The organism is Bacteroides sp. AM44-19 (genome assembly GCF_003603395.1).
Classification (GTDB): Bacteria; Bacteroidota; Bacteroidia; order Bacteroidales; family Bacteroidaceae; genus Bacteroides; species Bacteroides uniformis.
In genome coordinates, this window is sequence record NZ_QTNB01000001.1 from 303,400 (window position 1) to 324,084 (window position 20,685).

At 47.4% G+C, this 20,685-nt stretch carries 16 protein-coding genes; 7 read left to right on the plus strand and 9 right to left on the minus strand.

Features of this window, described 5'->3' with window-relative positions; genetic code table 11:
* Window positions 1–114 precede the first annotated feature (114 nt).
* On the minus strand, window positions 115–2,469 hold the full coding sequence (locus DW947_RS01480; protein ID WP_057256011.1) for an ATP-dependent helicase: 2,355 nt from the start codon (window positions 2,467–2,469) through the stop codon (window positions 115–117).
* Window positions 2,470–2,613: 144 nt separating this feature from the next.
* Here DW947_RS01480 and DW947_RS01485 point away from each other — a divergent pair, with 144 nt between their 5' ends.
* Together DW947_RS01485 and DW947_RS01490 are read left to right on the plus strand one after the other, a co-directional pair.
* Complete coding sequence (locus tag DW947_RS01485; RefSeq protein ID WP_005828364.1) at window positions 2,614–3,234, plus strand: superoxide dismutase; 621 nt, start codon at window positions 2,614–2,616, stop codon at window positions 3,232–3,234.
* 166 nt (window positions 3,235–3,400) lie between these two features.
* Complete coding sequence (locus DW947_RS01490; RefSeq protein WP_005836515.1) at window positions 3,401–4,009, plus strand: thiamine phosphate synthase; 609 nt, start codon at window positions 3,401–3,403, stop codon at window positions 4,007–4,009.
* A 19-nt stretch (window positions 4,010–4,028) separates the two neighbouring features.
* On the opposite strand, the gene DW947_RS01495 is transcribed toward DW947_RS01490, so the two are convergent.
* Both DW947_RS01495 and ppdK read right to left on the minus strand, forming a co-directional pair.
* A complete protein-coding gene (locus DW947_RS01495; protein WP_005828359.1) occupies window positions 4,029–4,913 on the minus strand; it encodes a sensor histidine kinase in 885 nt (294 codons plus the stop codon).
* A gap of 167 nt (window positions 4,914–5,080) precedes the next feature.
* The gene (gene ppdK, locus DW947_RS01500; RefSeq protein WP_117963688.1) at window positions 5,081–7,801 is read right to left on the minus strand and encodes a pyruvate, phosphate dikinase; all 2,721 of its coding nucleotides are present in this window, start codon (window positions 7,799–7,801) and stop codon (window positions 5,081–5,083) included.
* A 206-nt stretch (window positions 7,802–8,007) separates the two neighbouring features.
* Here ppdK and rlmD point away from each other — a divergent pair, with 206 nt between their 5' ends.
* Complete coding sequence (gene rlmD / locus DW947_RS01505; RefSeq protein WP_057281204.1) at window positions 8,008–9,429, plus strand: 23S rRNA (uracil(1939)-C(5))-methyltransferase RlmD; 1,422 nt, start codon at window positions 8,008–8,010, stop codon at window positions 9,427–9,429.
* A gap of 60 nt (window positions 9,430–9,489) precedes the next feature.
* Entirely contained in the window at window positions 9,490–10,401 is a 912-nt protein-coding gene (locus DW947_RS01510; protein WP_008663283.1) for an RluA family pseudouridine synthase, read from the plus strand.
* 65 nt (window positions 10,402–10,466) lie between these two features.
* Here the strand turns inward: DW947_RS01510 and DW947_RS01515 are convergent, their stop codons facing one another.
* From DW947_RS01515 to DW947_RS01540, 6 genes are all read right to left on the minus strand, one after another.
* Window positions 10,467–10,880 (minus strand): hypothetical protein, encoded by a 414-nt coding sequence (locus DW947_RS01515; protein ID WP_008663282.1) that lies wholly within the window; start codon window positions 10,878–10,880, stop codon window positions 10,467–10,469.
* A gap of 10 nt (window positions 10,881–10,890) precedes the next feature.
* Entirely contained in the window at window positions 10,891–11,325 is a 435-nt protein-coding gene (locus DW947_RS01520) for a hypothetical protein (protein WP_005828348.1), read from the minus strand.
* 57 nt (window positions 11,326–11,382) lie between these two features.
* On the minus strand, window positions 11,383–12,525 hold the full coding sequence (gene araJ / locus DW947_RS01525) for an MFS transporter AraJ (RefSeq protein ID WP_117963689.1): 1,143 nt from the start codon (window positions 12,523–12,525) through the stop codon (window positions 11,383–11,385).
* A gap of 105 nt (window positions 12,526–12,630) precedes the next feature.
* The gene (locus DW947_RS01530) at window positions 12,631–13,500 is read right to left on the minus strand and encodes an aldose 1-epimerase family protein (RefSeq protein ID WP_044468911.1); all 870 of its coding nucleotides are present in this window, start codon (window positions 13,498–13,500) and stop codon (window positions 12,631–12,633) included.
* Window positions 13,501–13,516: 16 nt separating this feature from the next.
* On the minus strand, window positions 13,517–13,846 hold the full coding sequence (locus DW947_RS01535) for a PAS domain-containing protein (protein WP_035448305.1): 330 nt from the start codon (window positions 13,844–13,846) through the stop codon (window positions 13,517–13,519).
* Window positions 13,847–13,939: 93 nt separating this feature from the next.
* Complete coding sequence (locus DW947_RS01540; protein ID WP_034523156.1) at window positions 13,940–15,022, minus strand: hypothetical protein; 1,083 nt, start codon at window positions 15,020–15,022, stop codon at window positions 13,940–13,942.
* Between the two features lie 270 nt (window positions 15,023–15,292).
* Here DW947_RS01540 and DW947_RS01550 point away from each other — a divergent pair, with 270 nt between their 5' ends.
* The 3 genes from DW947_RS01550 to DW947_RS01560 are packed head-to-tail and all read left to right on the plus strand — an operon-like array spanning window position 15,293 to window position 20,599.
* Window positions 15,293–15,922, plus strand: a complete 630-nt coding sequence (locus DW947_RS01550; protein WP_005836463.1) for an HU family DNA-binding protein — start codon at window positions 15,293–15,295, stop codon at window positions 15,920–15,922.
* A 27-nt stretch (window positions 15,923–15,949) separates the two neighbouring features.
* Window positions 15,950–17,161, plus strand: coding sequence for an exonuclease SbcCD subunit D (locus DW947_RS01555; protein ID WP_044467953.1), 1,212 nt, complete (start codon window positions 15,950–15,952; stop codon window positions 17,159–17,161).
* A 15-nt stretch (window positions 17,162–17,176) separates the two neighbouring features.
* The gene (locus DW947_RS01560; protein WP_117866875.1) at window positions 17,177–20,599 is read left to right on the plus strand and encodes an AAA family ATPase; all 3,423 of its coding nucleotides are present in this window, start codon (window positions 17,177–17,179) and stop codon (window positions 20,597–20,599) included.
* Window positions 20,600–20,685: the final 86 nt, after the last annotated feature.

Here is a 20,685-nt window from a genome sequence, read left to right on the forward strand (position 1 = left end):
AACTTCGGAGAAGATTTACTAAATCGTCCTCCTCATTTTAGTAATTCTCCGGGGAATATTTAGTAAAACAGATGCCGCCCTTCTGCAAAGTCATTCTTTTGTAAACAATATTCATCACCCTATAACTTTGAAACGCGCGAAGCGCAGCAAAAGTTGTTTGTCTCCCGCATTCTTGAAGCGGATGGTGGCTTTCGCATTGTCTCCTTCGCCCTCCACTTTCAAAACTTCACCCAGGCCGAAACGTTCGTGCTCTATCAGTTGTCCCTGCTGTACACGGTTGGCAGACGCGCCGGCAGAAGGCGATGTACTTGCCGTATTTGCAGAAGGCGCCACCCGTTTCAGGTTACGTGGAACGGTCGGCGCAATAATCTGCTGCTTCGGTCGTACAGACACACGCTCTTTTCCTCCATACGGAGCATCTTCCTTATCAGGCGCAAAGCCTCTGGCGTTCTCCCTGCGGAAAACGGTAGCTTCCTCCTCTACCCTGCGGAACATTCCCGCATCCTGAGGCAGGCGCAGGAACCGTACGTCTATATCCTTCAGAAAACGGCTGGGACTGCCAAACTCCATCTTGCCGTACCGGAAACGCGTCTTTGCATACGATAGGAAACAGTGTTCTTCGGCACGTGTGATGGCTACATAGAACAGCCGCCGTTCTTCCTCCAATGCCCGGGGAGAGTCACCCACCATGCTGCTGGGAAAAAGATTCTCCTCCATCCCCACTACAAACACATTCTTGAACTCCAATCCCTTGGCCGAATGTACAGTCATCAGGGTTATCTTCTCATCGTCCCCATCCTTATCCGAATCCTGGTCGGTAAGAAGGGAAACTTCCGAAAGGAAGTCACCCAACAACACGTTAGGGTTTCCTTCCTCCTGCCGTTGGGCGCAAAAATCACTCATACCGTTCACCAGCTCCTCTATATTCTCCTTACGGCTCAGATTCTCGGGAGAGCTGTCTTGACACACATCATTGATGATGCCCGATTGGCGAATAATGTCGGCACCAATCTCGTAGGCATTCTTCTCCGCAGCATCTGTGATAAAGGCAGATATAAGTTCGCGGAATGCCTGCAACTTTCCCACCGTACCTTTATTGAAGTTCAAGCCATACGCCAACGGCTCACAAAGCACGGTCCACAAACTTACATTGTGCCCGGTGGCGGCAGCAATGATTTTTCCCACTGTCGTATCTCCGATACCCCGTGCAGGATAATTGATAATACGTTTGAAAGCCTCTTCATCATTGGGATTCACTATCAGACGGAAGTAAGCAATAACATCTTTGATTTCCTTGCGTTGATAGAACGACAAGCCTCCGTAAATACGGTAAGGCATACTGCGTTTGCGCATGGCTTCCTCAAAGATACGGCTCTGCGCATTGGTACGGTAGAGTATCGCAAAATCAGAGTAGGCATAGCGCTTTTCACGCCGCAGTTCAGCTATCTTATTCACCACAATATCCCCTTCTTCCACATCACTGTATGCCTGGTACACACCAATGGCCTCTCCCTTCTCCTTTTCCGAGAACACTTCCTTGCGTATCTGCCACTGGTTCTTTTCTATCAGGCTGTTGGCCGCGCGGACAATGGTCTGGGTGGAACGGTAATTCTGCTCCAGCTTGAAGACCTTCGTATCGGGATATACTTTCGTAAAATAGAGAATATTGTCAATATCGGCACCACGGAAGGAGTAGATACTCTGTGCATCATCCCCCACCACACAGACATGCTGATGGTTCTTGGCAAGTTGCAGCACGATGCTGTGCTGTGCAAAATTGGTATCCTGATACTCATCCACCAGAATGTAACGGAACTGGTCCTGATAACGCGCCAACACCTCGGGGTGGTCCCGGAACAGCAGGAATGTGTAGAACAGCAAATCGTCGAAGTCCATCGCATCTGCCTGCCGGCAACGCTCCCAATATCTCTGGTAGATGTCGCGAAGCGCCGGAACCTTGGCTGCACGGTCTCCTTCGTAAGCCTCCTTGTTGTTGGCATAGCCTGCCGGAGAAACCAGATGATTCTTGGCATTCGAGATACGCGCCTGCACCATCCCCGGCTTGTACACTTTCTCATCCAGCCCCATTTCCTTGATAATGGAACGTATCAAGCTTTTACTGTCTGCCGTATCGTAAATGGTAAACTGCGAAGTGAAGCCGATATACCCGGCCTCGACATGCAGAATGCGCAGGAACATGGAGTGAAAGGTTCCCATCCACAGATGGCGCGCCCTCTCCGGCCCCACCTGACGGGCTATACGCTCCTTCATTTCGCGCGCCGCCTTGTTGGTAAAGGTCAATGCCAGAATGTTCCAAGGCTGGTAGCCATTCTCCAGCAGATAAGCAATCTTGTAGGTCAGCACGCGCGTCTTTCCCGAACCGGCACCGGCTATCACCAGTGACGGACCGTCATTGTATAACACCGCGTTCCGTTGTCCTTCGTTCAGTTCCTCTATATAATCGGGCATATCCGTATAATCTTAAAATGATGATATTTTTTCTTCCTTTGTTTTTACGGAGGCAAAGATAAAAAAAGCTTCGGAGACGTACGAACATTTCTATAGGTTATAGTGTTTATATAGTAAAGTTCCAAAATTAAATAATTGAAACTTATGAATACAATATTAACGATTTTAATGATAACAGTTATGACTTACGAAATGCCAAAACTTCCCTACACCAACAATGCACTGGAACCTGTAATCAGTCAGCAAACCATAGATTACCACTACGGTAAACATCTGCAAACCTATGTGAACAACCTCAACAACCTCGTTCCGGGAACGGAATTTGAAGGCAAAGACCTGGTAACCATTGTTGCCACAGCACCGGACGGTGCCATCTTCAACAATGCAGGACAAGTGTTGAACCACACATTATACTTCTTACAGTTTGCTCCGAAGCCTGCCCACAGCGAGCCTACCGGCAAGCTGGCAGAAGCCATCAAACGCGACTTCGGCAGCTTTGAGAATTTCAAGAAGGAATTCAACGCGGCAGCTGTCGGCTTGTTCGGCTCCGGATGGGCTTGGTTGTCTGCCGACAAGAACGGCAAACTCCACATCACCAAAGAAGCCAACGGTAGCAATCCGGTACGCGCCGGTCTTGTTCCGCTACTCGGATTCGACGTGTGGGAACATGCCTACTATCTTGATTACCAGAACCGCCGTGCCGACCATGTGAACGAACTGTGGAGCATCATCGACTGGGATGTAGTAGGTAAAAGACTGAAATAAGTAACAAGGTCCCACTAAACATGTTAATGACGCATTCTTGAGCAACTAAGGTTCAAGAATGCGTTTTCTTGTTTAAAATAGCCATCTAACATATTTTAAAGAAATTCTTTGGCTTCTACCATAAGTATTCATTAACTTTGCTAAACTTAAAAGTTAAACAAAAGAAATGAAACTCATCGTAGTAACAGCACCCACATTTTTTGTGGAAGAAGACAAGATTATCACGGCACTATTCGAAGAGGGGCTGGATATTCTACATCTGAGGAAGCCGGAAACTCCCGCCATGTATTCAGAACGGCTTTTAACGCTGATACCCGAAAAATACCATAAGCGCATCATTACCCATGAGCACTTCTACCTGCAGGAAGAGTTCAGCCTGATGGGGATTCATCTAAACACCCGCAATCCCAAAGAGCCCCACGACTATTCGGGCCACATCAGTTGCACCTGCCATTCACTGGACGAAGTGCAGAACAAGAAGCATTTCTATGACTATCTGTTCCTAAGCCCGATATATAATTGCATCACAAAGTCCGGAGTCACGTCCGGCTTCACAGCCGAAGAGTTGCGGCAAGCAGGAAAAAGTAAGGTCATAGACAGTAGAGTCATGGCTTTGGGAGGCATTACTCCCGACAACATACTGGAGATTAAGGATTACGGATTCGGTGGTGCCGTTGTAATGGGTGACTTATGGAATAAATTCAATGCCTGCACCGACCGCGATTATCTGGAAGTAATCCGCCACTTCAAGAAGTTGAAGAAAATGGCTGATTGAGCCTTCTTGGACTGGCAAATCAAAATTTACCGTACTCTTTGTATTCAATACCGGCAGGCAACGTGAAATAGAAGGTGGAGCCTTCCCCTTTCTTAGACTCCACACCGATACCTCCCCCATAGTGCTCCACAATAGATTTGGTGATGGAAAGCCCCAACCCCGTACCTTTGATATTGTAGTTCATCTTCACAAACCGTTCAAAGATGGCATGTCTTCCCACTTCATCGATACCACAGCCTGTATCTGCCACATAAAAATAGAAGTTATGGTTGCTCAATCTCCTGCAACCGATTTTCACACTGCCCATCTCCGTAAACTTCAAGGCGTTCCTCACCAAGTTACCTATGACTTGGGCAAAACGCACGCGGTCTACCACCAAACGGCATTGAGGCAGCCGTTCTACAAACTCCACCTGAATGCCCGTGGGATGCGAGCGCATATTCTCCGTCGTACAGACTTCATCAATCAGCGCGTTTACATCCACTTCTCCATCGTTATATTCCAGAGTATTTGCCTCAATCTTCGAATAGTCCAGCAAGTCATTGACCAGTTGCAGCAGCGAGTCCTTGTTATCATTAATCTCCTTCAGAAAAGCCATACGGGTTTCTCTGTCCAAATTATCCATTTCGGCAAGCATAGTTGTAAAGCCTACAATGGCATTCAAAGGAGTACGAATTTCGTGAGTCATATTAGCGATGAAAGCATTCTTCAGCTGGTTGGATTCTTCGGCAACCTCATTGATGCGCTGCAACGTCTTCAACCTTTTGCTCTTGCTGATGGAAATGATTATCATGATGACCAAAAGCAGAATGACAATTATCCCAAAACTATATACCAATGCTTCATTATTCTGATAGAAGTCATTCGTCCAAACATCGTATGCTGCCGTAATTGTCAATATCATCGTTTTTTGCTTGCTTATTGGAAACTATAAAATTATGGGAAGCAAATATACTAAAGAAAATACAAATAAATTAATAGAAACTACAGTTTTTTCCAACAAAATAGGCCGCATGCCATTACCAAGTAAAGCATGCAGCCCATAAATGTCATTATTCAGTATTATTGAAATCAGCCTTCAATGGCAGCCTGCGCCGCAGCCAGACGTGCAATAGGCACACGGAACGGAGAACAGCTGACATAATTCAAGCCAACTTTGTGGCAGAACTTCACAGAAGAAGGCTCACCGCCATGTTCGCCGCAGATACCGCACTTCAAATCCGGACGGATAGCACGTCCCTTTTCAGTAGCCATGCGCACCAACTGTCCTACACCATTCTGGTCGAGTACCTGGAACGGGTCTACTTTCAGAATCTTCTTCTCCAGATAAATCGGGAGGAAGGAAGCGATATCGTCGCGTGAATAACCAAATGTCATCTGAGTCAAGTCGTTCGTACCGAATGAGAAGAACTCGGCAGAGGAAGCAATGCGGTCGGCAGTCAAGGCGGCACGCGGAATCTCAATCATTGTACCTACCTTGAAGTCGATGCTGTCACCCACTTCTTCAAACAACTGGGCAGCCTCAGCACGAATCACTTCTTCCTGCTGCTTGAACTCATACAAGATACCGGTCAGAGGCACCATGATTTCAGGATGGGTTTCAACACCTTCCTTCTTCAATTCCAAAGCAGCACCCAGGATGGCACGCGTCTGCATCTGTGTAATTTCAGGATATGTATTTCCCAAACGGCAACCACGATGACCCAACATCGGATTATGCTCACAAAGTGCCTCAACACGTTGCTGGATATACTGGAGGCTCACGCCCATCGTATCTGCCATTTCCTGCTGTCCCTTCAGGTCATGGGGAACAAACTCATGCAAAGGAGGATCAAGCAGACGCACCGTCACCGGACAGCCTTCCATTGCCTTGAAAATTCCCTTGAAGTCAGCTTGCTGGTAGGGAAGAATCTTAGCCAAAGCCTTGCGGCGCCCTTCTGCATTTTCTGCCAGAATCATCTCGCGCATGGCTTTAATCTTCTCGCCTTCAAAGAACATGTGTTCCGTACGGCAAAGACCGATACCCACAGCGCCAAAATTACGTGCTACTGCGGCATCATGAGGAGTATCCGCATTGGTACGAACCTGCAGCTTCGTATATTTGTCTGCCAAATCCATCAGTTCCGCAAAGTCACCGGACAGCTCAGCCGCTTTTGTCTCCACCTTGTCTTTATATACTTCACCGGTGCTTCCGTTCAAGGAGATATAGTCACCTTCTTTCAACAGTACACCATCCACTTCCACTGTACGCGCCTTGTAGTCGATGTTCAAGGCACCTGCACCGGACACACAGCACTTACCCATACCACGGGCAACCACTGCCGCATGCGAAGTCATACCACCGCGGGCAGTCAGGATACCTTCGGCAACTGCCATACCTGCCAAATCTTCCGGAGAAGTCTCGATACGTACCATCACCACACGCTTGCCGGCAGCATGCCATTCGGCAGCATCATCGGCAAAGAATACGATTTGTCCCGTAGCGGCACCCGGAGAAGCGGGAAGACCACGGGTCAATACCTTGGCTTGCTTCAGCGCTGTCTTGTCAAATACCGGGTGGAGCAATTCGTCCAACTTATTGGGCTCGCAACGCATCAATGCGGTTTTTTCGTCAATCATACCTTGATGCAGCAAATCTACGGCAATCTTCACCATAGCGGCACCGGTACGCTTACCATTACGGGTCTGGAGAAACCAGAGTTTACCCTCTTGTACGGTAAACTCCATATCCTGCATATCACGGTAGTGGTTTTCGAGCTTCGTCTGCAAAGCATCCAATTCTTTATAGATTTCCGGCATAGCCTCCTCCATGGAAGGATACTTGCTGGCACGTTCTTCTTCGCTTACACCGGCCAATTCAGCCCAACGTTGAGAACCGATTTTTGTAATCTGTTGCGGAGTACGGATACCGGCAACCACGTCTTCACCTTGTGCATTAATCAAATACTCGCCATTGAAAAGGTCTTCACCGGTAGCAGCATCGCGGCTGAAGCAAACACCCGTAGCAGAGCTCTCGCCCATATTACCGAATACCATAGCCTGAACGCTTACGGCAGTACCCCATTCGTCAGGAATTCCCTCCATCTTACGATACAAGATGGCGCGTTCGTTCATCCAGGAGTTGAATACGGCACAAACGGCACCCCACAACTGCTCGTAGGCACAAGTCGGGAAGTCTTTTCCGGTTTGTTCTTTCACCGCAGCCTTGAACTTCTTCACGAGTTCCTTAAGGTCTTCCACCTCAAGCTCGTTATCCAGCTTCACGCCTTTAGCATGTTTCACCTCTTCTATAATAGCCTCGAACGGGTCTACATCTTCCTTGTTCACCGGTTTCATGCCCAGCACCACGTCGCCATACATCTGCACGAAGCGACGGTAAGAGTCCCATGCAAAGCGTGCATTGCCCGTCTTGCGCGTCAGGCCTTCCACCACTTCGTCATTCAAGCCAAGATTCAGGATAGTGTCCATCATGCCCGGCATGGAAGCGCGCGCACCCGAACGTACGGAAACCAGCAACGGATTCTCCACATCACCGAATTTGGAACGCATCAGTGTTTCCACATGGGCAATGGCTTGTTCAACTTCATTCTTCAACAGAGCAACGACTTTATCCTGCCCCATTTCATAATATTCCGTACAAACTTCTGTCGTTATTGTAAAGCCCGGAGGAACCGGAACCCCTATAAGGTTCATTTCTGCAAGGTTGGCACCTTTCCCACCCAAAAGGTTTCTCATATCGGCCTTTCCTTCTGCCTGGCCGTTACCAAAGGTATAAACTCTTTTTTTGTCCATAATATAAATTTAAAGTTTTTGATAGTGATTTTCTCTTTTTTCTGTTCGCAAATCTAAGTATATTTCGCAGACTAGAAAACTTTTTCAGAAAAAACTTTATGCTAAAATGCAATTTCGACATTGCAATCTTTAATATTTCATTTCATAGAGAGAAATCCCGAAAAAATGTCTATTTTTGCCGAAGAATTTATTAGATTGGTGTAAAAGTGGCAAGAAAGAGAAAAGAACTTCCCCTACTGGAGAAGGTGACAATTACGGATGTGGCTGCCGAAGGAAAAGCCATCGCAAAAGTCAATGATTTGGTGATTTTCGTACCATATGTCGTCCCCGGCGATGTAGTTGACCTGCAAATTAAGAGAAAAAAGCATCATTATGCTGAAGCCGAGGCTGTGAAATTCCATGAATATTCGGCAGTACGGGCAGTTCCATTCTGCCAACATTATGGTGTATGCGGCGGTTGTAAATGGCAGGTTCTCCCCTATTCCGAGCAAATCAAGTATAAGCAAAAACAAGTAACGGACAACCTCACCCGCATCGGCAAAATCGAATTGCCGGAAATCTCTCCGATATTAGGTTCAGAAAAAACTCAGTTCTACCGGAATAAACTGGAGTACACTTTTTCCAACAAACGTTGGCTGACGACAGAAGAGGTTCAGCAGAATGTAGTGTACGAACAGATGAATGCCGTAGGCTTCCATATTCCCAATGCTTTCGATAAAGTGCTTGCCATAGAAAAGTGCTGGTTGCAGGACGATATATCCAACTGCATCCGCAATGCGGTACGCGACTATGCCTACCAGCACAACTATTCCTTCATCAACCTGCGTACGCATGAAGGAATGCTACGCAATATGATTGTGCGTACCTCTACCACCGGCGAACTGATGGTAATCCTTATCTGCAAGATAGAGAAAGAGGAGGAAATGGCTCTGTTCAAGCAAATGCTGCAATACATAGCAGATACATTCCCCGAAATCACTTCCCTGCTATACATTATTAATAATAAGTGCAACGATACCATCACCGACCTCGAGGTACACACCTTCAAGGGAAAAGACCACATCTTCGAGGAAATGGAGGGACTGCGCTTCAAGGTAGGTCCCAAATCTTTCTATCAGACCAACTCCGAACAAGCCTACAACCTCTACAAAGTAGCACGCAACTTTGCCGGACTGACCGGTAACGAGCTTGTTTATGACCTTTATACCGGCACGGGTACCATTGCCAATTTCGTATCCAAGCACGCACGCCAGGTAATCGGCATAGAATATGTGCCCGAAGCCATTGAAGACGCCAAGGTCAATGCCGAGATTAACGGAATTAAAAATACATTGTTCTTTGCCGGAGATATGAAAGACATGCTGACACAAGACTTCATCAACCAATACGGCCGTCCCGATGTCATCATCACCGACCCTCCCCGTGCCGGAATGCACCAGGATGTAGTGGATGTCATTCTGTTTGCCGAACCCAAACGCATCGTATACGTCAGCTGTAATCCGGCTACGCAGGCGCGCGACCTGCAACTGCTCGATGCGAAATATAAAGTGAAGGCCGTTCAACCGGTAGACATGTTCCCGCACACCCACCATGTGGAAAACGTAGTATTATTGGAATTAAAAGATTGAAAGTCCAAGTAGTTTTCAATCGTAAATTGTAAATTGTCTAATCGTAAATTAAAACCAGTCGTGGCAAAAGAAAAAATTACAGCAAGAGCCCGCACACAATATACGGACTACATGGTGAAGGAACCGATGGAGCTCATGGAGTTTCTGGCAGCTAAAATGCCGGACGCCAGCCGCACCAAGCTGAAATCATTGCTGAGCAAACGCATTATATATGTGGACAGCGTTATCACTACACAATACAATTTTCCCCTGAAACCGGGTATGAAAGTACAAATCAGCCGTGAGAAGGGACGTAAAGAGTTCAACCATAAACTGATGAAGATTGTATACGAGGATGCCTATATCATCGTGATAGAGAAGATGCAGGGTTTGCTGTCCGTCAACACTGACCGGCAAAAGGAACGTACCGCCTATACCATCTTGAATGAATACGTGCAACGCTCGGGCAAGCAGCACCGTGTACACATCGTGCACCGCCTGGACCGTGACACCTCCGGCTTGATGATGTTTGCCAAAGACGAGAAGACCCAACGTACACTACGCGATAACTGGCATGACATTGTAACAGACCGGCGATACGTAGCCGTAGTGGTCGGCGAGATGGAAAAAGATGCAGGAACCGTAGTTTCTTGGTTGACGGACCGCAAACTGTATGTATATTCAAGTCCGACAGATGACGGGGGACAAGAATCCATTACGCATTACCGTACCATCAAACGAGCCAATGGATACTCTCTTGTTGAACTGAACCTGGAAACGGGACGAAAAAACCAGATACGTGTACACATGCAGGATTTGGGGCATCCTATTATCGGCGACGGACGCTATGGACTGGAAGACGTAAATCCTATCGGACGCTTGGCCCTGCATGCTTTCAAACTCTGTTTCTATCATCCCGTCACGGGAGAGCTGATGCGGTTTGAAACACCTTATCCGGGAGAGTTCAAGAAATTGGTTTTGAAGAATAAGTAAAAAGCTGACATACAATAAAAAACGGAGCAATTGATTTGCTCCGTTTTTTATTGATAAGCATGTCGTCATTGCCGACGCATACGAAAAGGCTGTCCGTGAATATTATCTTGATATTCCCTCCAGCTATTATACCAAGTACCACTGAAAGAATAAGAATCAGCCATGGCTCCTTCAATGTAAGCCATGCTGCCACCATCATAGAATTCCAATTCCATCAGATTGTAAGCCCCACTAACCCAATTCCATCTGAAAAGCAAATAATTCGGGTCGCCATATGAACCAATAGTACCTTGGTTGCGCGCGTTAAAGGTCATAATCGTCCCCCTACCCCAAGTATATGCCCCGAAATCTATTTCTTCAGATGTATACCATTCACCGGGCAGATTATATTCCGTTTCTTCCTCACTATCACATGATGTCAATCCTAATACAAGGACAAACAACAATAACATTTTTGTGTATTTCAACATATTATTCATAAGCCATACTTTATTTATAATTAGCATCTACCATCATAACAACCACTCCATCCAGTTTACCGGATAAATAATGTTCGCGCACCCATACATTATCAAAGTACTTGATTTCACCGGCACCATAATTCAGAGTCAACCCCTCCATAGACTTATCCATCCATTTCCAAGTAAAAGTACGTGAAGTCGTTTCATAGGGACGGGACTCGCCTCCGCGATAATACTCCCAGATTTCCTGTCCAGAATTATCAGCCTTGGCAAACTTCAGCTGATGACTGCATAACACTTCAACTCCATCTTTGTTTTCCGTCTGATATTCTTCTATCCACGTCTTCCCACACAATTTGTCGTCGCTATTCTGCATGGTATAATATACATCATCCCCACAAGACGCCAGCCCAATCGTAAATACACACAACAGCAATATCTTCACATAATTCAAAGTCTTCATAAGTTATCGAGTTTAGTTAATACTTGCGGACAAACATACACAAAAAAAATGAAACACTTAATACTTATCCTGGAATTTCTTGTAGAAGACAAGGAATAAAATAAATCCCATCAGTGCAAACGGTACGCCTGCCAATGCGGGATAACGGTATCCTCCACTCAAGGCAAGACCTCCGATATAGGCTCCGATAGCATTCCCCAAATTGAAGGCCATCTGCACACAAGCGCCTCCCAACATTTCTCCTCCAGGGGCCACACGAATCATCAACACCTGCTCCGGACTGGAGACGGCAAACAAACCTGCCGTACAGAGTGTCATCAATATTGCCGAACACCACGGATGGGGCGAGAGTAAAAATATCAATAATAAAATAACACATATCATCCCTTGCACCACCGTACCGACCTTCCCCGGAGTGTACCGGTCGGACATGCGCCCACTGACCAGATTGCCGACAACCATTCCGAATCCTGCCAGTACCATCAGCGCTGTAATGCTTTCCGCACTAAAACCGGAAACCTCGGTCAGCAACGGGGTGATGTAGCTATACCAGCAGAATACGCCACCGTTGCCCAAAGCCGTAGCTCCCAATATGAGCCACGGCGCCGGCTTCTTCAAAAAACGGAACTGTCCTTTAAATCCCGTGTCTTTCAGTCCTTCGACCTGCGGTACCCAACGCCAAATGTAGTACAATGTTATCAATCCCCAGGCACCTACCAGCAGAAACGTGGCACGCCAAGACAGTGTATGGCTCAACGAAGTACCCAACGGCACCCCAAACAGATTGGCCACAGTCATTCCCGCTATCATAATTGAAACCGCCTCCGAGCTTTTCCCCTTATCAGCCAATTTTCCCGCAACAATGGAAGCCACCCCAAAATAAGCGCCATGAGGAAGTCCGGAAACAAAACGTCCCAACAGCAAGACCCAATAATTGGGTGCCATAGACGCACAAATATTACCCACAATCATTAATGTCATCAAGACCAGCAGAATCTGCTTCAACGGACGTTTGCGGGCCAGGAGCAGCATGGGTGCACCAAAACAGACACCCAACGCATACGCAGAAATGAAATGACCGGCCACGGGAATGCTGATTCCCAAATCAGTAGCCACATAGGGCAAAATACCCATCATCGTAAATTCGGCAATCCCCAGCCCCAATGTACCGAATGCCAATGCAATAAGACTCTTCTTCATACCTTAAAAAAACAACCTATATTTTTTACCGGGCGCAAAGATAATGACATTGCATTCTCCAAATAAAAAGGATACCGAATTATTTTCAGTATCCTTCTTCATTTTTTATCTTATATCAATTGTATACCCACCATTAAAGACTTCTCCCGGTATCAAGTGCTGCATCCAGTCCTTATTCTTATATTCACCTTTATAATGGGCACTGTCACAACGCCCGTACCACGGCTCGATGCAGACAAACGGAGCATTCTTGGCCGGAGGCGACCACAGCCCCACCACCGGAGTGTCGAAATACAGACTGAGATAGGGTTTCTTTTCCTTATTATATAATGTAACTTCTTTCACTTGACTGTTTTCCAGAATCAAGGCATCTTTATCAAAGGAGTGTATGTCCAAAGGCAGCAGGCCATCTGTCAACTCAAGCAAATATTCCTTATCCGGAGCGGCACATCCTTTCTCGGAGATAAGGATATAGTGCAAACCTTCCGTCTTATCAAAGCCGAAATATCCACGGTCCGTTGTCTCCGTATCATAGTCCGGGTAATAGAAAGCCGGATGGGCCCCTATCTGGAAGTGCATTTCGCGTGTTCCGGTATTGATGACTTTCCAAAGCACCTCAATCTTCTTTCCCTCTATCCGATAGCCTATCTCAAGGCAAAACGGGAAAGGATATTTCTTGCGTGTTTCCTCACTGTCAACCAGTCGATAGCGTACCTCATCTTCCAGTTCAAGCATCAATTCAAAATCCATATCGCGGGCAAAACCGTGTTGCGTCAATGCGTAGGAAACGCCTTCGTGGCGGTATTCATTCTCCCAAACGCTGCCTACAATGGGAAAAAGCACCGGAGAATGCCGTTTCCAAAAAGCGGGGTCTGCCTGCCAAAGATATTCTTTTCCATCATGCAAGATACTGCATAACTCGGCCCCATGTGGGGAGACTTTAATTGTCAGTTCTGAATTAGAAAGTGTTTTCATATCATATATCATTTTGTTATTTTCTCATATAGTGTGGCATCTCTCCGGGTATTTCCATCGAAATCTCCACCAGGCCACCGACCACTCCGTCCTGCTTCCATGCCGTCTGATAAATCATTTTCCTGACACCGTTCTTCTCAATGGTGTAGGCATTCACTCCCCCCGTCTCCAGCAGTTCGCGTATCTTGGCTTGCGATTGCGGGTTGTGGCAATCAAAGAGATTCTTGCCTATCAGGTCACCGTGTTTGGCAAACGTACGGCATGCTTTCTCGTTCATATATAGGATGATTCCCTTTGTGTCGCATACAGTTACGGCACAGTTCATTTCATTGGCCCATTCGTACATAATTCTTTATTTTTAATTGGCTATTTTCTATGCACTTGAAATGCATTTACAGAAAACTCTTCAAAGTCAAATGTCCTTTTCTCTATCGAATTATTATTGCATTAATCCTCCTTCTATGAAGAAAACGACTTCATTCAATCGTTCTTTATTCGATTCTTCATCTTTGAAAATAGCTGGAGTGAAGATTATCCTATCTTGAATCAGATTATCTACCAAATCCCACATGACTTCATGGTACAGCATCACCATTGCCACTTTTTCATTGTCAATACCATATTGGCTTGCTAAGGAGCCACAATTATTCTTTAGTTCCGCACTGATAGAGTTTACCAATTTTTCAGTTATTTGATGAAAGCGGTCTTGCCGTTTCTTTATAATAGGAAATAATACATCTCCATTATCATCTACCAGCCCATAAGGTTTTAACTGAGAAACGAGTTTGGCATCTGTTACTTTTCCGAATTGTGCTATTTCATCAGCACAATGGTCCATAATGTCGTTGTCAGGAGCAATGCCGCTATTGATATAAGTCAAAATCAAATTCTGTTCTCCGAAACCATTCGTACCGCATGCAAAGCCATTTCTTGATTCGTATAATACCCAGTAACAGCCACTCCAGCTTGTATAATTGTCAACATCCTCAAACAAGACTAACTTTGTCCACATTTTTCCATCCAGAAGGTATGAAAAAACAAGTGAGAGTACATTGTTCTTGAATCCCATTTCACTGATAGTTTGTGCCAATGATATAAAGTCTGCCTTTGTTTTGACATACATGGATTCAGCAATCTCCTTACTTAAGCTTCTTAGAGAATTGGTCTGTTCTTTGTCGAGAATGGGTATAGTAGCTTTCCATTTTCCTTTTGTTTTACTGACAAGTCCACCTACTTCCAATAACAATAATTGGCTATCAGAGCATTTAATACCCATTTCACGAAGTTCGGCTTGAGTACGTGGAGTCCGTAAATTGTATAGTATTTCCCAATTATTATCTGGCGTTACATAGTCTTCGGGCTGATGTCCGTTCACTGCAACAAACTGGGTTGCTTCCCATTCGCTATAAGGTCTTATCGATATTTGTGCTTTAATCATTGTGGTAACGGACAATAAGGCAAACAACAATAATAAGTCCGGATAATGTTTCATATATCGCTTAATTTTAGTTTTGTTCATCATTCATGCACTTCTCTTATGTAACAAAGATAACGTTTTTTTCAATTCCTCTCTCAAACCTATAACAAAAAACTTCCCGACTACCAATAAAAAACTTCCTAACTACTAATAGTAAAGTTTGCAAGTATAGAGATAAAGAATTACCTTCGCCCTTGGTTTGTCTATCCCAAGCCTTGGGATAGAAATCCCCAACCTTGGCATACACATCCGCAACCTTGGGACAAACTTTGTAAGCCCCAATAAACAAACGAACCTCATAACAACGCTACCATCATGGCAGAATACAACATGCAGGAACTGAACCTGCCGGGAGAAGACGGCAAACGCATTCTCTACCCACGAATGAAACTATACGGGCAGGTGGACTTGGAAACCATCACCGAAAAGATAGCATACGCCTCATCCTTCACACGAGGAGACATCATCGGACTGGTGCAAGCCATCACCGACGAAATAGCCTACCAAATGGGGCAAGGTTACTCCGTGAAGATTGACAACTTAGGAGTATTCACCCCTGCCCTCGGTCTGCGGCAAGACCGTGAACGGGAGACGGGCGAAGAAGGAGACACCAAGCGAAACGCCGTCAGCATCTGCCTGAAGGACATACATTTCAAGGTGGACAAAGAACTACTGTACCGTACCGCTCGCCATTGCCACCTGAAACGTTCCACCGACAAATTCCAACGCTCCTCACAAGTGTTTTCTCCGCAGGAACGGCTGGAACGGGCAAAAAAATACCTGGAAAAGAACAGCTTCATGACCCAAGCCGACTATTGCCAACTGACCGGCTTATTGAAGTCCGCCGCCTCCCGCGAGTTGCGCGAATGGATAGCCAATCCCGAATCGGGCATCGACTACAAAGGACGAGGAACACACAAGATTTATATTCTAAGGAAACCATAACCCACATCCATTGAAGTAACAAAAACAATGAAAATACTACATACCAGCGACTGGCACCTGGGACACACCCTCTACAACTACGACCGCACCGCCGAGCAGCAATCCTTCCTACGGCAACTCACCCGCATAGTAACCGAAGAGCAGCCCGACGCCATGGTGGTAAGCGGAGATATCTACCACTACTCCTCTCCCGCTGCCGCCACGCAGAAGATGTACACCGACGCCATGCTGAACATTCACCAAGCCTGCCCCGGAATGGCCATCGTAGTCACCGCCGGAAACCACGACAGCAGCTCCAAATTGGAGATAGACAGCAGCCTCTGGCAGCACTTCGGCTTGAACGTTGTGGGAAACATCGAACGTACAGCCGAGGAAGTGAATCTGAACAAGCATATCATCGAGATAAACAATGAAAAAAAGACAATAGGCTACGTCATTGCCGTGCCCCACGTCTATCCGCAAAACTTCCCCCTGCTGGACACTGAAACACCGCGCGACCAACGGCAGGCACGCTTCTTCCAGGCACTGCTGGACGAAGTGAAGAAACGGAATACGGCACAGCTTCCCGTCGTCCTCATGGCCCATCTCTCCATTGAAGGCAGCGACCGTAGCGGGCACGATGAGAGTATCGGCGGAATAGAGTATGTTCCCCTCAGCGCTATGGGAGAAGGGTACGACTACCTCGCCCTCGGGCACATCCACTGCCCGCAGGACATCAAAGGCAGTCATCACCACGCACGCTATTGCGGCACTCCCCTCCCCGTCAGCTTCGATGAAACCTATCCCCATTCCGTCTCCGTCATCGAGTTGAAGAAAGGGGCAGAGCCACGGATAAGTACATGGAAGATAGAAAACCCTGTCCCTCTCGTCACACTGCCTCATGACCCGGTGCCTTTTGAAGACGCCTTGAAGTTGCTGGAAGAGTATCCTGAAGAACAAGCCGCCTATATTCGCCTGAATGTACTGACAAAAGGCTACCTGCCACCCGACTGCAACGAAAAAGCCTCGAACGCCGCCAAAGGCAAGGCATGCAAATATTGCTACATCAAGACCACCCGGGAGCGGCAGGCCGACACTAACGGAAACAAGCATATCTCCATCCAAGAGATGCAAGAAATGTCTCCCCTGGAAATAGCCAGACTCTACTACCGAGAAACCGAAGGAGAAGAGATGGACACAGAACTTTGCCAGCTGATGGAGACTGTCGTGCAAAAAGTGAAAAGCAAGAACAACTCCTAATCATTTGTCCGGAACATGAAACTCCAGAAACTGACCATAAAGAACCTTGCCTCCATAGAAGATGCCGTCATCGACTTTGAGAACGGACCGCTGAGCGAAGAATCCCTCTTCCTTATCTGCGGCGAGACGGGTGCAGGGAAGACAACCATTCTCGACGCCATCTGCCTGGCACTCTACAACGAAACACCTCGCATGGACCATGCCGAGAACGAAAAATACAAAGACCTGAGCCAGACTTTCTCTGCCAAAAAGGAAGATGTTGCCATCAACGACAGCCGGCAACTGATGCGCCGTAACACCAGTGAAGCATGGACGGAGCTGGAGTTTACCGGCTCGAACGAAACGCCCTACACCGCCCGATGGTACGTGGCACGGGCACACCGCAAGATTTCAGGAGCTGTGCAGGATGTGCGCTGGACACTGGAAAACAAGAAAAGCGGCGCACAGCTCAACAAAAAGAACGAGATAAAGGCAGAAATACAAGCTGCAGTGGGATTGACCTTCGAACAATTCTGCCGCACCACCATGCTGGCGCAAGGCGACTTCACCAAGTTCCTGCAAAGCAAGGAAAGCGAAAAATCGGATATTCTGGAAAAGCTGACCGGTACAAGTATCTACTCCGAAATAGGTGCCGAAATATATGCCGCCACCAAGGAAAGACGGACGGAATACGAAAACCAGAACCGGAAGCTGGAAGGCATCCACATCCTGACAGAAGAAGAAGTCGCCACAATCAAGGAAGCCATAGCCACGCAAAATGCCGGAGTCAAGGAAGCCAATGAGCAGAAAACCATCGTCCTCGCAAAACGGGAATGGCTGAAGAAATACTCCGAACTCCTCCTCACCCGTGAACAGCAAAAGAAGATGTGGGAAGGAAAGCAAGCGCAACTGCAATCGGACGAATTCAAACAGAAAGAACTGCTGATTAAGGAATGGAACGCCACCGCCGATGCCCGCAACTGGCTCTCTACCTTGAAACAGCAGCAACAGCAGCAACAACAGAACCATGCACAAGCCGGGATACTGAGAGCATCCTTTGCCCGGCTGGACGGAGGAAGCAAGTGGCTATGCGGTTTCCTGAAAGAGCAAGAAGACAAGCTGCATCGTGCCGAGAAGTATTTGCAAGAGCATTCGCCCTTACTGCCCATGTTCGAGCAAAGCCAATCCATCATTACCGGCCTGAAATCCGCACTCGATGCCCAAACACGCATCGGCACCTACAACGCGTACCTTGAAAGACTTGCCGCGCAACAACCCGTAAAAGTCAAGGAGCGTACCGACAAGGAAGCTGCCCTCACCCGGAAAGAACAAGAGAACCATACATTGCAAAACGAAATAAACCTCCGGAACAAGCAGCTTGAAACCATGGACCGCCCTGCCCTGCAAGACAAGAAAAACAAACTCGATGCCGGACGGGAGAACCTGCTACAAGCCTTGAGCGCCTTGTCTTTACTGGCTGAAACGGAAAGGACACTGAACGAGGCAAAGGAAAACGAAAAGGCTTTGAACGCCAAAGTGGAGGCGTGCCAAAAGCAATACGTCCTCCTGCAAACGGCATTCGACAGCAAGAAAACAAGTTATGATGACATCCGCACCCTCTACGACAAGCAAAAGGAAGCCGTAGAAGAGTGGGCAAAGGAAGCACGCTCCCGGCTTGCCGTCGGAGATACTTGCCCCGTGTGCGGACAAGAAATAAAATCGCTTTGCAAAGATGAAGATTTCCAGTCTGTCCTTGCTCCCATACGCACCTCCCTGGAAACAAAAGAGAAAGAATACAAGGAAGCCGAGCAGGCATTGAACAACAACCGGACAGAATCCAAGACCTACGGAACGCTGGCAGAGAATGCCCGTCAGTCCACAGCAAGAGCACTCCGGAGCTACAACCTTGCCCGTACTGACGCGCAAGCCAAATGCGCCCAATGCAACGGCATCGGCCTCTCCACAACCACCGGCGAAACCCTGAAGAAGCTACTGGAAGAGAACAAGCTGGAAGCAGACAAACTGAACGAAAAGCTCACGGAAGTTCAAAAGCTCAGCGCACAAATCATAGCTCTGCAACGGCAAAAGGACGAATGCCAAAAACATGTGGACGCTGCACGCCAAGCCTTCAACTCTGCCGACAGAGTGCTGAATGAGCTGAAAAACAGCATCGTCAATTACGAGTCGCTCACCGCCAACGAAAAGGAGAACATACGTGCCACCATGGACCGCGTCACTCCCCACATCCTCTGGGAAGGATGGAACACGGAATGGGAGAACTCCCCCCTCTCCTTTATTGACCGCCTGACGCAAGCTACGCGCAACTACCGGCTGGCGCAGGAAAAACAAAGAGAACTGAAATCCGCCATTGCCCTTATCCACAAAGAGCTGGAAGGGATAAACATCAACAAGGAAAGCATCGATGCCGCATTCCCCGACTGGCGCAACGCACCTGCAGCAACACAGGAAATGGAAATCAAGGACCTGGGGATTGCCTGGAATAATCTGAATACACAAGCAAGCGGACTGAAACAAAGCATATCCTCCACCGCAGAACAAATGGCAAGGCTGCAAAAGGATTTAACCGGGTTCTATGCCGCCAACCCCACTCTCGACGAGGAGCGTATCACCGTCCTATCCGCTTGGTCCGGCTCCCGGATAGAAGCATTACGTGCCTCATTGCAGACACTTAAAGAGGAAGAAGTAGCTGCATCGACCGCCTTTCATCTGGCCACCGAACAAATGGAAGAGCACATCGGCCGGAAGCCCGAAATAGAAGAAAACGAGAACTTCGAAACCCTGGATGCACTCATCGCAAATCTCGAAGAAAAGATAACCGCCGGCAACCAATCCATCGGCCAGCAGAAGTTACGCCTGGAAGAAAACACTCGCAACATCGACCGGATAAAGGAAGAAAAGGAACGTGCCGACCGGCTACGCGAAGAGTATCTGAAGTGGGACCGCCTCTGCCACCACTTCGGTGACGAACGGGGAAAGAACTTCCGCAACATAGCCCAGAGCTTCGTCTTAAAAGAACTGCTGGCAGGCGCCAATTTCTATCTGCAACGCTTGACCGACCGCTACGAACTGGAATGCCAGGCCGGTTCGCTCACCATCCTGCTGCGCGACTTCCATCAAGGAGGTGCGGCACGTCCGGCATGCACCTTATCGGGCGGCGAAAGCTTCCTAGTATCTCTGTCACTTGCCCTCGGACTTTCTTCCCTCAGCCGCCAGAGCCTCTCGGTAGACACACTGTTCATCGACGAAGGTTTCGGCACACTGAGCAGCGACTACCTGAACACCGTGATGGACACATTGGAAAAACTGCACCAGATGGGCGGCAAGAAGGTAGGCATCATCAGTCACGTGGAAGGACTGAAAGAGCGCATAAAGACCCAGATACAAGTACGGAGGATAGACAGTTCAAGAAGCGAAATAGAAGTGGTGAATATCCTCTAAGCTGGTATCGGGATAAAGAAAACGAATGTTTTTTCGGCTCTTGATAGTACAAGCACTTGCATTATTGTGTATTTTTGCAGTCTCAT

Bases quoted from the DNA above. Each gene is read 5' to 3' on its own strand.
- araJ (WP_117963689.1), bottom strand. From the start codon at position 12,525: ATGAAGAAGAGTCTTATTGCATTGGCATTCGGTACATTGGGGCTGGGG.
- DW947_RS01550 (WP_005836463.1), top strand. From the start codon at position 15,293: ATGGCAGAATACAACATGCAGGAACTGAACCTGCCGGGAGAAGACGGC.
- DW947_RS01480 (WP_057256011.1), bottom strand. From the start codon at position 2,469: ATGCCCGATTATATAGAGGAACTGAACGAAGGACAACGGAACGCGGTG.
- DW947_RS01515 (WP_008663282.1), bottom strand. From the start codon at position 10,880: ATGAATAATATGTTGAAATACACAAAAATGTTATTGTTGTTTGTCCTT.
- DW947_RS01560 (WP_117866875.1), top strand. From the start codon at position 17,177: ATGAAACTCCAGAAACTGACCATAAAGAACCTTGCCTCCATAGAAGAT.
- DW947_RS01555 (WP_044467953.1), top strand. From the start codon at position 15,950: ATGAAAATACTACATACCAGCGACTGGCACCTGGGACACACCCTCTAC.
- DW947_RS01520 (WP_005828348.1), bottom strand. From the start codon at position 11,325: ATGAAGACTTTGAATTATGTGAAGATATTGCTGTTGTGTGTATTTACG.
- DW947_RS01485 (WP_005828364.1), top strand. From the start codon at position 2,614: ATGAATACAATATTAACGATTTTAATGATAACAGTTATGACTTACGAA.
- ppdK (WP_117963688.1), bottom strand. From the start codon at position 7,801: ATGGACAAAAAAAGAGTTTATACCTTTGGTAACGGCCAGGCAGAAGGA.
- DW947_RS01495 (WP_005828359.1), bottom strand. From the start codon at position 4,913: ATGATATTGACAATTACGGCAGCATACGATGTTTGGACGAATGACTTC.
- DW947_RS01535 (WP_035448305.1), bottom strand. From the start codon at position 13,846: ATGTACGAATGGGCCAATGAAATGAACTGTGCCGTAACTGTATGCGAC.
- DW947_RS01540 (WP_034523156.1), bottom strand. From the start codon at position 15,022: ATGATGAACAAAACTAAAATTAAGCGATATATGAAACATTATCCGGAC.
- DW947_RS01530 (WP_044468911.1), bottom strand. From the start codon at position 13,500: ATGAAAACACTTTCTAATTCAGAACTGACAATTAAAGTCTCCCCACAT.
- DW947_RS01490 (WP_005836515.1), top strand. From the start codon at position 3,401: ATGAAACTCATCGTAGTAACAGCACCCACATTTTTTGTGGAAGAAGAC.